The organism is Mycobacterium seoulense, from assembly GCF_010731595.1.
Taxonomy (GTDB): Bacteria; Actinomycetota; Actinomycetes; order Mycobacteriales; family Mycobacteriaceae; genus Mycobacterium; species Mycobacterium seoulense.
In genome coordinates this window covers 1,969,408-1,982,504 of the sequence record NZ_AP022582.1, presented here as the reverse complement: position 1 = coordinate 1,982,504, position 13,097 = coordinate 1,969,408, and the positions used below count along the sequence as shown (strand labels likewise).

Sequence of the window (13,097 nt, the reverse complement as noted above, 5' to 3'; positions counted from 1 at the left end):
CGTGCCCGGTCTCGACCCCTTGGTGCCTGGCGCGCCCGTGCTGGTGGCCGGCGGCGGCGTCACCGGCAGGGCGGTGCTGGCGGCCCTGACCCGGTTCGGCGCGGTGCCGACCCTCTGCGACGACGACCCGGCCACGCTGCGCCGCTACGCCGAAACCGGCGTGGCGACCGTGACCACGTCGACGGCCGCCCAGCGCCCCGCGGACTACGCCCTGGTGGTCACCAGCCCGGGGTTTGCGCCGGACACCCCGCTGCTGGTCGGCGCGGGGGCGGCGGGCGTGCCGGTCTGGGGCGACGTGGAGCTGGCCTGGCGGCTCGACGCCGCGGGCCGGTACGGACCGCCGCGCCGCTGGCTGGCGGTGACCGGCACCAACGGCAAGACCACCACGACGTCGATGCTGCACGCCATGCTGACCGCCGCAGGCCGGCGCAGCCTGTTGTGCGGCAACATCGGCGATCCGGTCCTCGATGTGCTCGACAAGCCGGCGGACCTGCTGGCAGTCGAGCTGTCCAGCTTCCAACTGCACTGGGCGCCCTCGGTGCGGCCCGAGGCGGGTGCCGTCCTCAACATCGCCGAAGACCACCTGGATTGGCACTCCACCATGGCCGATTACACGGCCGCGAAGGCACGGGTGCTGCGCGGCCGAGTGGCGGTGGTCGGGCTCGACGACGCCCGGGCGGCGGCGTTGCTGGGCACCGCCGCGGCGCCGGTGCGCGTCGGCTTCCGGCTCGGCGAGCCTGCGGCGGGCGAACTGGGTGTGCGCGACGGCCAACTGATCGACCGCGCCTTCGCCGACGACCTCGCGCTGCTGCCCGTCGACTCGATCCCCGTGCCGGGACCCGTCGGCATCCTCGACACCCTGGCCGCGGCGGCGCTGGCGCGCAGCGTCGGTGTGCCGGCCGACGCGATCGCCGACGCGGTCGCGGCCTTCCGGGTGGGCCGGCACCGGGCGGAGGTGGTCGCCATCGTCGACGGAGTCACCTACGTCGACGACTCCAAGGCCACCAACCCGCACGCCGCCGAGGCGTCCGTGCTGGCCTACCCGCGCGTGGTGTGGGTGGCCGGCGGTCTGCTCAAGGGCGCATCCGTGGACCCCGTCGTCGCCAGGATCGCCCCGCGGCTGGTCGGCGCGGTGCTCATCGGCCGGGATCGCCAAGAGGTTGCAGAGGCGTTATCGCGACACGCGCCGGATGTCCCCGTCGTCCAGGTTGTGACAGGCGAGGATGCTGATATGAAAGCGACGCCTGTGGTTGTTGGTGCAGATGTGACAGAAGTGAAAGATTCGGGCGGGGATCTCGGCACTTCCGTCATGACCGCGGCGGTGGCCGCGGCCCGCGACCTGGCCCGGCCCGGCGACACGGTGCTGCTGGCACCGGCCGGCGCGTCGTTCGACCAGTTCACCGGGTACGCCGACCGCGGCGACGCCTTCGCCGCGGCCGTCCGCGCGGCCACTCGGTAGGCGGGCGTGGGTAATCCGCTGGCCCGGCTGAGACGCCGGGGTAAAGCAACCGGGGCGACCGCCGGCACCGCCGCGGCCGAGCCGGGGGAGGCCGACGCCGACGAGGCGACCGGCCCGGTCAGCCCGGCCGGCGCATCGGAGGCCAAGCCGGCCGCGAAAACCCCGGTCAAGACCGACGAGCGCAACCGGTTCGGGGCCTGGCTGAGCCGGCCCATGACCTCGTTTCACCTGATCATCGCGGTGGCCGGGCTGTTGACGATTCTCGGCTTGATCATGGTGCTCTCGGCGTCGGGCGTGCGGTCCTATGACGCCGACGGGTCGGCCTGGATCATCTTCGGCAAGCAGGTGTTGTGGACGGTGATCGGCCTGATCGCCTGCTATGCCTCGCTGCGCATGTCGGTGCGGTTCATCCGCCGCGTCGCCTTCACCGGCTACGTCGTCACCGTCATCCTGTTGGTGCTCGTGCTCGTTCCCGGCATCGGAAACCTGGCCAACGGGTCGCGGAAGTGGTTCGTCATCGCCGGCTTTTCCATGCAGCCCTCCGAGCTGGCCAAGATCGCCTTCGCCATCTGGGGCGCGCACCTGCTGGCCGCCCGCCGGCTGGAGCGGGCCTCGCTGCGCGAGATGCTGATCCCCCTGGTGCCCGCCGCGGTCATCGCGCTGGCGCTGATCGTGGCGCAGCCCGACCTCGGACAGACCGTGTCGCTGGGCATCATCCTGCTGGCGCTGTTGTGGTACGCCGGCCTGCCGCTGCGCGTCTTCGCGACCTCGCTGCTGGCGGTCTTCCTGGCCGGGGCCGTCCTGGCCATGTCCGCCGGTTACCGCTCCGACCGGGTGAAGTCGTGGATGAACCCCGAGAACGACCCCATGGACACGGGTTACCAGGCCCGCCAGGCGAAGTTCGCCCTGGCCCACGGCGGCATCTTCGGCGACGGCCTGGGCCAGGGCGTGGCCAAATGGAACTACCTGCCCAACGCCCACAACGACTTCATCTTCGCGATCATCGGCGAGGAGCTGGGCTTCGTCGGCGCCTTCGGGCTGCTCGTCCTCTTCGGGCTGTTCGCCTACACCGGGATGCGCATCGCCCGCCGGTCGGCCGACCCATTCCTGCGGCTGCTCACCGCCACCACGACGATGTGGGTGTTGGGTCAGGCGTTCATCAACATCGGTTACGTGATCGGGATCCTGCCCGTCACCGGCATTCAGCTACCCCTCATCTCCGCGGGCGGAACCTCGACGGCGGCAACGCTTTTCATGATCGGGATCATGGCCAACGCGGCCCGTCACGAACCCGAGGCGGTGGCCGCCCTGCGCGCCGGCCGCGACGACAAGGTGAACCGGTTCCTGCGGCTGCCGCTGCCCCAGCCGTACGTGCCGACCCGGCTGGAGTCGTTCCGCGACCGCAAGCGCGCGGGCAAGCCGCCGGCCCAGGGCGCCCCTTCGCGCAGCGGCGCGTGGAAGGCCGCCCCGGCGTCGGCCCGCAAGGTCGCCCGCAAGGCCGAGGAACCGCTGCGACCGGCGTTCTCCCGCACAGCCGCACGGCCGGCCCGCGGGGCGGTGCATCATGGATCTGGCCAGCGCTCCGCCAGTCGGGGAGCCGGCCAGCGTCAGCCACGGCGCGCTCGCGCACTGGAAGGTCAGCGTTACGGGTGAACGACACGGTCAGCAAGGCGACCGGCGGGCGGGGGACAAGTCCCCAGCCCGCCGGTGCCGCGTTGTCGGCTTTTAAACCGCTGTCGGTCGTGCTGGCCGGCGGCGGCACCGCCGGCCACGTCGAGCCCGCGATGGCCGTGGCCGACGCGCTCAGCGCGCTCGACCCGCAGGTGCGGATCACGGCGCTGGGCACCCACCGCGGCCTGGAGACCCGGCTGGTGCCCCAGCGGGGCTACCACCTCGAGCTGATCACGCCGGTGCCGCTGCCGCGCAAGCCCAGCGGCGACCTGGCGCGGCTGCCCCCGCGGGTGTGGCGCGCGGTCCGGGAGACGCGCGCCGTGCTCGACGCGGTCGACGCCGACGTCATCATCGGTTTCGGCGGATATGTGGCGCTGCCGGCGTACCTGGCCGCGCGCGGGATCCCCCGCGGTCTCGGCCGCAGGCGCCGCGTCCCGGTGCTGATTCACGAGGCCAACGCCAGCGCCGGGCTGGCCAACCGGATCGGTGCCCGCCGCGCCGACCGGGTGCTCTCCGCGGTGCCCGATTGCGGGTTGCCGCGCGCCGAGGTGGTGGGGGTGCCGGTGCGGGCGGCCATCACCTCGCTGGACCGCGCGGCCCTGCGCGCCGAGGCGCGCAGGCACTTCGGCTTCGCCGACGACGCGCGGGTGTTGCTGGTGTTCGGCGGGTCGCAGGGCGCCGTGTCGTTGAACCGGGCGGTGTCCGGGGCGGCCGCCGACCTGGCCGCCGCGGGCGTCTCGGTGCTGCACGCGCACGGGCCGAAAAACACCCTCGAGCTGCGCGAACCCCAACCCGGGGAGCCGCCCTACGTGGCGGTGCCCTACCTGGACCGGATGGACCTGGCCTACGCCGCCGCCGACCTGGCGATCTGCCGGTCCGGCGCCATGACCGTCGCCGAGGTCTCGGCGGTCGGCCTGCCGGCCATCTACGTGCCGCTGCCGATCGGCAACGGCGAGCAGCGGCTCAACGCGCTGCCGGTGGTCAACGCCGGGGGCGGCATGGTGGTCGCCGACGCCGCCCTGACGCCGGAGTTGGTCGCGCGCGAGGTGGCCGGGCTGCTCAACGACCCGCCGCGGTTGGCGGCGATGACGGCGGCGGCCGCGCGGGTGGGGCATCCCGACGCGGCGCGCCACGTGGCACAGGCGGCACTGGACATCGCCAGGAAGGCAGCGGCGGGAGGGCGGCGGTGACCGCCGGACAGCTGCCGCCCGAGCTGCAGCGGGTGCACATGGTGGGCATCGGGGGGGCCGGCATGTCGGGCATCGCCCGCATCCTGCTGGACCGCGGCGCGCTGGTGTCCGGGTCCGAAGCCAAGGAGTCGCGCGGCGTGCACGCGTTGCGGGCCCGGGGCGCCTCGATCCGCATCGGCCACGACCCGTCGTCGCTCGACCTGTTGCCCGGCGGCCCGACCGCGGTGATCACCACCCACGCCGCCATCCCCAAGACCAACCCCGAGCTCGTCGAAGCCCGGAGGCGCGGCATCCCGGTGATCCTGCGGCCCGCGGTCCTGGCCAGGCTGATGGACGGGCGCACCACGCTCATGGTCACCGGGACCCACGGCAAGACCACGACGACGTCGATGTTGATCGTGGCGTTGCAGCACTGTGGGCTCGATCCGTCCTTCGCGGTCGGCGGCGAGATGGGGGAGGCCGGCACGAACGCGCACCACGGCAGCGGCGACTGCTTCGTCGCCGAGGCCGACGAAAGCGACGGCTCGCTGCTGGAATACACGCCCAACGTCGCGGTGGTCACCAACATCGAGACCGATCACCTGGACTTCTACGGCAGCGCCGACGCCTACGTCGGGGTGTTCGACGCCTTCGTGGAGCGGCTCGCCCCCGGGGGAGCGCTGGTGGTGTGCGTCGACGACCCGGGCGCGGCCGCGCTGGCCGAGCGCACCGCGGAGCTGGGGATCCGGGTGCTGCGCTACGGGTCCACGCCGGACGAGGGCAACGCCGCGACCCTGCTGTCCTGGGAGCAGCAGGGCACGGAAGCGGTCGCGCACATCCAGCTCGCCCCGGACCTGGACCCGGAACCGTATCCGCGCGTGATGCGGCTGTCGGTGCCCGGGCGGCACATGGCGCTCAACGCGCTGGGCGCGCTGCTGGCGGCGATCGAGATCGGCGCCTCGATCGACGCGGTGCTCGACGGGCTGGCCGGGTTCGAGGGGGTGCGCCGCCGGTTCGAACTGGTCGGCAACGCCGGGTCGGTGCGCGTCTTCGACGACTACGCCCACCATCCCACCGAGATCAGCGCCACGCTGGCCGCGGTCCGCACGGTCCTCGAGCAGAGCGGCGGCGGGCGTAGCCTGGTGGTCTTTCAACCCCATTTGTATTCGCGCACAAAGGAATTCGCCGCACAGTTCGGCCGCGCGCTCGATGCCGCCGACGAGGTGTTCGTTCTCGACGTCTACGGCGCGCGCGAGCAACCGCTGGCCGGTGTCAGCGGCGCCAGCGTCGCCGAGCACGTCACCGCGCCGGTGCGCTACCTGCCCAACTTCTCCGCGGTCGCCGACCAGGTGGCCGCCGCCGCCGGCCCCGGCGATGTCATCGTCACGATGGGCGCGGGCGACGTCACCCTGCTGGGGCCGGAGATCGTGACCGCGCTGCGGACCCGGGACAACCGCAGCGCACCAGGCCGGCCGGGAGTGCGGCAATGACCCGGCCCAACGACGCGACGCCGACGGACGGCCCGGAGCCGGGCAATCTGGGCGTGGTGGGCCAGCCGGCCGACGCCGGGGAGGCCGTCACCGAGCCGCTGTTCGTCGGAGGGCCCGAGGCCGAAACGGCGGCGCCCGCGGACGAATTCGAGGGGCCGCGCCGGCGGGCGCGCCGCGAACGGGCGGAGCGCCGCGCCGCGCAGGCGCGCGCCACCGCCATCGAGGAAGCCCGGCGGGAGGCCAAACGCCGGGTCAGCGGGCGCGCGGCCGACGAGCCCAAACCCGTCGCGCGCGGCGTGGTTCGTGGCTTGAAGATGCTGTTGGTGACGGTGCTGCTGGTCATCGTCGGAATCGGGCTCGCGTTGATCCTGTATTTCACCCCCGCGATGTCGGCCCGCAACATCGTCGTGGTCGGCACGGGGGAGGTGACCCGCGAAGAGGTGCTCGACGCGGCGCGGGTGCGGCCGGGGACGCCGCTGCTGCAGATCAACACCAACCAGGTCGCCGACCGGGTGGCGGCGATCCGGCGAGTGGCCAGCGCGCGGGTGCAGCGCCAGTATCCGTCGGCGCTGCGCATCACCATCGTCGAGCGGGTTGCGGTGGCGGTGAAGGACTTTCCGGACGGCCCGCACCTGTTCGACCACGACGGCGTCGATTTCGCGACCGGGCCGCCGCCGCCGGCGCTGCCGTACCTCGACGTCGCCAATCCCGGCCCCAACGATCCGGCGACCAAGGCCGCGCTCCAGGTGCTCACGGCGCTGCGGCCCGAGGTGGCGGGCCAGGTGGGCCGGGTCGCGGCCCCCTCGGTGGCCTCGATCACGCTCACGCTGGGCGATGGCCGCGTGGTCATCTGGGGGACGACCGATCGCACCGACGAGAAGGCCGAGAAGCTGGCGGCCCTGCTGACCCAGCCCGGGCGGACCTACGACGTCTCCAGCCCCGATCTGCCCACGGTGAAGTAGCGACGCCCGCGCCCTGCGTGTGACGTCGGCAACAGAAAAAATTTGCGAGCCGCGCGTCGGCGCGCCTGCGGGGTTCGCGCGCGCCGTGCCCATACCGTTCTGGTTGCGCGGAACTACTTGACATAACTCTAACTCTATGGTTGAGGTTGAGGGTTTGCCAGGGAGGACCGCGAACGTTCGGGAGAAACCCCGTCGCGAAGAACTTGAGCCCATCAGGGAGGAAACCGAATGATGACCCCCCCGCATAACTACCTGGCCGTCATCAAGGTCGTGGGTATCGGTGGCGGCGGTGTCAACGCCGTGAACCGGATGATCGAGCAGGGCCTCAAGGGCGTGGAGTTCATCGCGATCAACACAGACGCGCAGGCGCTGTTGATGAGCGATGCCGACGTCAAACTCGACGTCGGCCGCGACTCCACGCGCGGGCTGGGCGCCGGCGCCGACCCGGAGGTCGGCCGCAAGGCCGCCGAGGACGCCAAGGACGAGATCGAGGAGCTGCTGCGCGGTGCGGACATGGTGTTCGTCACCGCCGGCGAGGGCGGCGGGACGGGCACCGGCGGCGCACCCGTGGTGGCCAGCATCGCCCGCAAGCTGGGCGCGCTGACCGTCGGCGTGGTCACCCGGCCGTTCTCGTTCGAGGGCAAGCGGCGGGGCAATCAGGCCGAAGCCGGCATCGCCTCGCTGCGCGAGAGCTGCGACACCCTGATCGTCATCCCCAACGACCGGCTGCTGCAGATGGGCGATGCCGCAGTGTCCCTGATGGACGCGTTCCGCAGCGCCGACGAGGTGCTGCTCAACGGCGTGCAGGGCATCACCGACCTGATCACGACGCCCGGTCTGATCAACGTCGACTTCGCCGACGTCAAGGGCATCATGTCCGGGGCCGGCACCGCCCTGATGGGCATCGGGTCGGCCCGCGGCGAGGGCCGCTCGCTCAAGGCCGCCGAGATCGCGATCAACTCGCCCCTGCTGGAGGCGTCGATGGAGGGCGCCCAGGGCGTGCTGATGTCGATCGCCGGCGGCAGCGACCTGGGCCTGTTCGAGATCAACGAGGCGGCATCGCTGGTGCAGGACGCGGCCCATCAGGACGCCAACATCATCTTCGGCACGGTCATCGACGACTCGCTGGGCGACGAGGTGCGCGTCACCGTGATCGCAGCCGGCTTCGACGCGGTCGGTTCCGGCCGCAGGCCCGTCGTCGGCGGCACGGCCGAGAAGCCCGGGGCGCACCGGATCGAGTCGGCGAAGGCCGGCAAGCTCACCTCGACCTTGTTCGAACCCGTGGACGCCGTCAGCGTGCCGGTGCCAACCAACGGCGCCACGCTGAACATCGGCGGCGACGACGACGACGTCGACGTGCCGCCGTTCATGCGCCGCTGAGGGTCTCGATTTACTTGCCAGTGCGCGACAAACCGGCCACGAAAAATAGGGACCGGATGGCGTTGCCCTCAGGCAGTGAGCACGGTCCGGATACTGAACATGTGAGCGTGCGCATCCGGCGGGTGACCACCACCCGCGCGGGCGGTGTCTCGGGCCCACCGTTCGAGTCCTTCAACCTGGGCGACCACGTCGGTGACGACCCGGCGGCGGTGTCCGCCAACCGAAACCGGCTCGCCACCGCGGTCGGCCTCGGGCCCGACCGCGTGGTGTGGATGAACCAGGTCCACGGCGACCGGGTCGAGGTGGTCGACGGGCCCCGCAGCGGCGCGGTCGACGACACCGATGCGCTGGTGACCAGCACCCCGCGGCTGGCGCTGGCGGTGGTGACCGCCGACTGCGTGCCGGTGCTGCTGGCCGACGCGCGCGCGGGTGTGGCCGCGGCGGTTCACGCGGGTCGCGTCGGGGCACAGCTGGGGGTGGTGGCCCGCACCGTGGAGGCGATGCTCGCCCAGGGTGCGCACGTCGAGGACATCTCGGCCCTGCTGGGTCCGGCGGTCAGCGGGCGCAACTACGAGGTGCCCGCGGCCATGGCCGACGAGGTGGAGGCCGCGCTGCCCGGCAGCCGCACCACGACCGCGGCGGGCACCCCCGGACTCGACCTTCGGGCCGGAATCGCTTGTCAGTTAAAGGGTTTGGGCGTCACGGCCATCGACGTCGACCCGCGGTGCACGGTGGCCGATCCGAGCCTGTTCAGCCACCGCCGGGACGCGCCGACCGGGCGGCTGGCCTCGTTGGTGTGGATGGAGTGACCGCGATGGCGGTAGACATGCCAGCTGGGGGCGACCGTGAAACGGAATTGATGCACGCATTGGCGGCCGTGCGCTCGCGCCTTGCGGCGGCCGCGGAAGCGGCGGGCCGCAATGTCGGGGAAATCGAACTTCTGCCGATTACCAAATTCTTTCCAGCAACCGATGTCGTGACTTTGTCCCGATTGGGTTGTCGCGCCGTCGGCGAATCGCGGGATCAGGAGGCGTCGGCAAAAGTGAGCGAAGTCACCAAACTCTTGGCGGCCGCTTCGCGGGCGGACGCACCGGGCCTGCGCTGGCACATGGTCGGCCACATTCAGCGAAACAAGGCCCGCTCGGTCGCCCGGTGGGCGCACACCGCCCACTCGGTCGACAGCGCACAGCTGATCGGCGCGCTGGAACGGGGGGTGTCGGCGGCCCTGGCCGAGGGCCGCCGCGCCGAGTCGATGCGGATCTACGTCCAGGTCAGCCTCGACGGCGACCATTCGCGTGGCGGCGTCGACATCTCGGCGCCGGGGGCGGTCGACGAGTTGTGCGCCCAGGTCGAGGAGTCCAAGCACCTGGAACTGGCGGGGCTGATGGCGATCCCGCCGCTGGGATCGGACCCGGACGCGGCCTTCGAGCGCCTGCGCACGGAGCACCTGCGCGTCCTCGAGTCGCATCCGAACGCCGTCGGCCTGTCCGCCGGCATGTCCGACGATTTCGAAGTCGCCGTCAAACACGGTTCCACATGTGTGCGTGTCGGTACCGCGCTATTGGGTCCGCGGCCGCTACCGTCACCGTATTAAGTCACTGTAGTCACATCTTCATCACTGACACCAGCGTCAGGGGCTAGAAGGGGTCAACGCAATGAGCACACTGCACAAAGTCAAGGCCTATTTCGGTATGGCCCCGATGGACGACTACGACGACGAGTATTACGACGACCACGCCGCTCCCTCCCGCGGTTTCCCGCGGCCGCGTTTCGACGACGGCTATGGACGCCTCGAGGGGCGTTACGAGGGGCGTGACTACGACGACCCCCGCGAGCCCGCCGACTACCCGCCGCCCGGCGGCTACCGCGGCGGTTACGGGGACGAGCCGCGCTACGGCGCCGTCCACCCCCGCGAGTTCGAGCGGCCCGAGATGGGCAGGCCCCGCTTCGGGTCCTGGCTGCGCAACTCCACCCGCGGCGCGCTGGCGATGGACCCGCGCCGGATGGCGATGATGTTCGAGGAGGGCCACCCGCTCTCGAAGATCACCACGCTGCGACCGAAGGACTACAGCGAGGCCCGCACCATCGGCGAGCGGTTCCGCGACGGCACCCCGGTCATCATGGACCTGGTGTCGATGGACAACGCCGACGCGAAGCGCCTCGTCGACTTCGCCGCCGGCCTCGCCTTCGCGCTGCGCGGCTCCTTCGACAAGGTGGCGACCAAGGTGTTCCTGCTCTCGCCCGCCGACGTCGACGTGTCCCCGGAGGAGCGTCGGCGGATCGCCGAAACCGGCTTCTACGCTTACCAATAACGGCTACCGGTAGCCCCGGGTCGCCAGCGGCCGTTTCGGTCGCCGCCGGTGGCTGGGCCGGCTGAGATGTGGGCCGGGGCCCGGAGTCGGTACGCTGGCAGGCGCCGCGCAAGCCCGCGGCACTTGACATCTCATCGGTAAGGTCGGGGCTCTTCAGTTGGTGCTGTTCTTTCAGATCCTTGGGTTTGCGCTGTTCATCTTCTGGCTGCTGCTCATCGCCCGGGTCGTCGTCGAGTTCATCCGCTCGTTCAGCCGTGACTGGCATCCCACCGGCATCACGGTGGTGATCCTCGAGATCATCATGTCGATCACCGACCCGCCGGTGAAGCTGCTGCGCCGGCTGATCCCGCAACTCACCATCGGGGCCGTCCGCTTCGACCTGTCCATCATGGTGCTCTTGCTGGTCGCGTTCATCGGCATGCAACTGGCATTCGGGGCCGCGGCCTGAGCCGCTGGCGTGCAGCAACCTTCCGCCCCGGCGACGGTTCGGCCACGTTTTAGCTTCGGTTTGGTGCCCGCGATTTAAAAATTCTAAGGTTTCGGATTTTATTGCCCTCAGTGTTTGAAATTGGTTCTTATTTATTGGCCTAAACAGCAACGGTCGCGCCTGGTGTGACAGGATGGACGGCAGTTGCACGACGGCTACCACTGCGTTCTACACTTTCCAGAACGTTAGACAGGAACTTGAGGGGACGAAACAATGCCGCTTACACCAGCCGACGTCCACAATGTGGCGTTCAGTAAGCCACCGATCGGCAAGCGGGGCTACAACGAAGACGAGGTCGACGCCTTCCTCGATCTGGTGGAGGCCGAGCTGACCCGGCTCATCGAAGAGAACAGCGATCTGCGCCAACGCATCGAGGAGCTGGACCGAGAACTCGCCGCCGGCGGTGGCGCCAGCGCCGCGCCCGCCGCCGCGCCCACCCAGGCGATTCCCGTCCCCGAGCCCGAGCCGGCGCCCAAGGCGGCACCGGTGGCCGCCCCCGCCGCCCCCGCGGCCAGCAACGAGGAACAGGCCATGAAGGCCGCCCGGGTGCTGAGCCTGGCCCAGGACACCGCCGACCGGCTGACCAGCACCGCCAAGGCCGAGTCCGACAAGATGCTGGCCGACGCTCGCGCCAACGCCGACCAGATCCTCACCGAGGCCCGCCAGACCGCCGAGACCACGGTCACCGAGGCCCGGCAGCGCGCCGACGCCATGCTCGCCGACGCGCAAACCCGTTCCGAGACCCAGCTGCGCCAGGCCCAGGAAAAGGCCGACGCCCTGCAGGCCGACGCCGAGCGCAAGCACTCCGAGATCATGGGAACGATCAACCAGCAGCGCACGGTCCTGGAAGGCCGCCTCGAGCAGCTGCGTACCTTCGAACGTGAGTACCGGACCCGGCTCAAGACCTACCTGGAATCGCAGCTGGAGGAGCTCGGCCAGCGCGGATCGGCGGCTCCAGTCGACTCCAGCGCCGAGGCCGGCGGGTTCGAGCAATTCAACCGGGGCAACAACTAGCCTCACGGGCGTGCCGGGAGACTCGCCGAGCTGAGCGGTTTGGCACACTGGACCTGCACACGAACTGGCTGTCCCGCTCGTCGCTTGGAGGATGACCGATGCTGATCATTGCGCTGGTACTGGCCCTGGTCGGGCTCGTCGCGCTGGTGTTCGCCGTGGTCACGAGCAACGAGTTGGTGGCCTGGGTGTGCATCGGTGCCAGCGTGCTCGGCGTCGTGCTGTTGATCATCGACGCGTTGCAGGAGCGGCAGCGGCGGGACGCGGGCGGCGCAGAACAGCACGAGGCCGAGGTCCAGGACGCCGACGGCGAAGAGGCCATCGACTACCCCGAGGACGCCTCGCAGGAGGGCGGCGACGAATCGTCCGGGGAACCCGGCACGCCGCCACAATCCGGCGCGACCGAACAGTCGGCGGTGTCGGCGGAGGGCCGCGACGAGGCCGCCAAGTAGCACTCAGCCGGTCGGAGTGGCGAGCGCTTGACGCACCTCGTCGTCGCTGACCTGGTGAAAATCGGCGTATACCTGGCCGACGGCTTCGAATCCCGGCGGCATCGTCACGCAAACTACCTCGTCGGCCTCGAGCGCGAGCTCACGGCAGGTCGACGCGGGTCCCACCGGGACCGCGACGACGACGGATTTCGGAGCGGAGGCCCGCACCGCCCGGACGGCGGCCAGCATGCTGGCGCCGGTGGCAATCCCGTCGTCGACCACGATCACCACCTTGCCGCGCGGGTCGGCCGGCGGGCGCCCGCCGCGGTACGCGTGCTCGCGGCGGGCGAGTTCGGCCGTCTCGCTCTCGATCACCTCGCGCACCTGCTCATCGGTGATCCGCAGGCTGGACACCACGTCGTCGTTCATCACGACCCCGCCGCCGCTGGCGAGCGCGCCCATCGCGAGCTCCGACCAGCGCGGCACCCCGAGCTTGCGGACCAGGAACACATCCAGCGGCGCGTGCAGGGCCGCGGCGACCTCCCAGGCCACCGGCACGCCGCCGCGGGCCAACCCGAAGACCAGCACGTCGTCCCGGTCGCGGTAGGACATCAGCTGTTCGGCCAGCGCGCGACCCGCCGCGCGACGGTCGCGGAATGTGCGCGTCGCGGCGTGCCGCAGGAATCCGTTGGGTGTCATCGGTCGCAATCCAGCCTACGGGCTTC

Annotated in this window: 12 protein-coding genes and 1 pseudogene; 12 read left to right on the top strand and 1 reads right to left on the bottom strand. The window is 71.1% G+C overall.

Annotation, left to right across the window (positions count from 1 at the left end):
- The first annotated feature begins 1 nt into the window (after window position 1).
- The 12 genes from murD to G6N37_RS09045 all read left to right on the top strand — a co-directional run bounded on the left by murD (window position 2) and on the right by G6N37_RS09045 (window position 12,393).
- Window positions 2-1,459: a UDP-N-acetylmuramoyl-L-alanine--D-glutamate ligase gene (murD, locus tag G6N37_RS09100; protein WP_372514660.1), complete on the top strand. Its 1,458-nt coding sequence runs from the start codon at window positions 2-4 to the stop codon at window positions 1,457-1,459.
- A gap of 6 nt (window positions 1,460-1,465) precedes the next feature.
- On the top strand, window positions 1,466-3,112 hold the full coding sequence (gene ftsW / locus G6N37_RS09095; RefSeq protein WP_163678908.1) for a putative lipid II flippase FtsW: 1,647 nt from the start codon (window positions 1,466-1,468) through the stop codon (window positions 3,110-3,112).
- Entirely contained in the window at window positions 3,109-4,320 is a 1,212-nt protein-coding gene (murG, locus tag G6N37_RS09090; RefSeq protein ID WP_163678905.1) for an undecaprenyldiphospho-muramoylpentapeptide beta-N-acetylglucosaminyltransferase, read from the top strand. Before ftsW ends, murG begins: the two co-directional genes overlap by 4 nt.
- Window positions 4,317-5,789, top strand: a complete 1,473-nt coding sequence (gene murC / locus G6N37_RS09085; protein WP_163678902.1) for a UDP-N-acetylmuramate--L-alanine ligase — start codon at window positions 4,317-4,319, stop codon at window positions 5,787-5,789. The genes murG and murC overlap by 4 nt, the downstream gene beginning before the upstream one ends.
- A complete protein-coding gene (locus tag G6N37_RS09080; RefSeq protein ID WP_232075365.1) occupies window positions 5,786-6,751 on the top strand; it encodes a cell division protein FtsQ/DivIB in 966 nt (321 codons plus the stop codon). Before murC ends, G6N37_RS09080 begins: the two co-directional genes overlap by 4 nt.
- Window positions 6,752-6,982: 231 nt before the next feature.
- A complete protein-coding gene (gene ftsZ / locus G6N37_RS09075) occupies window positions 6,983-8,131 on the top strand; it encodes a cell division protein FtsZ (protein WP_163678899.1) in 1,149 nt (382 codons plus the stop codon).
- A gap of 101 nt (window positions 8,132-8,232) precedes the next feature.
- Entirely contained in the window at window positions 8,233-8,940 is a 708-nt protein-coding gene (gene pgeF, locus G6N37_RS09070; protein ID WP_179961888.1) for a peptidoglycan editing factor PgeF, read from the top strand.
- 5 nt (window positions 8,941-8,945) lie between these two features.
- Window positions 8,946-9,725, top strand: a complete 780-nt coding sequence (locus G6N37_RS09065; protein WP_163678893.1) for a YggS family pyridoxal phosphate-dependent enzyme — start codon at window positions 8,946-8,948, stop codon at window positions 9,723-9,725.
- Between the two features lie 61 nt (window positions 9,726-9,786).
- The gene (locus tag G6N37_RS09060; protein WP_163678890.1) at window positions 9,787-10,443 is read left to right on the top strand and encodes a cell division protein SepF; all 657 of its coding nucleotides are present in this window, start codon (window positions 9,787-9,789) and stop codon (window positions 10,441-10,443) included.
- A 157-nt stretch (window positions 10,444-10,600) separates the two neighbouring features.
- A complete protein-coding gene (locus tag G6N37_RS09055) occupies window positions 10,601-10,891 on the top strand; it encodes a YggT family protein (protein WP_007170773.1) in 291 nt (96 codons plus the stop codon).
- 252 nt (window positions 10,892-11,143) lie between these two features.
- A complete protein-coding gene (gene wag31, locus G6N37_RS09050; protein WP_163678887.1) occupies window positions 11,144-11,944 on the top strand; it encodes a DivIVA-like cell division protein Wag31 in 801 nt (266 codons plus the stop codon).
- 98 nt (window positions 11,945-12,042) lie between these two features.
- Entirely contained in the window at window positions 12,043-12,393 is a 351-nt protein-coding gene (locus G6N37_RS09045) for a hypothetical protein (protein WP_163678884.1), read from the top strand.
- Window positions 12,394-12,396: 3 nt separating this feature from the next.
- On the opposite strand, the pseudogene G6N37_RS09040 reads toward G6N37_RS09045, so the two are convergent.
- Window positions 12,397-13,080: pseudogene (locus G6N37_RS09040) on the bottom strand (phosphoribosyltransferase); the annotation flags it as partial.
- Window positions 13,081-13,097 lie beyond the last annotated feature (17 nt).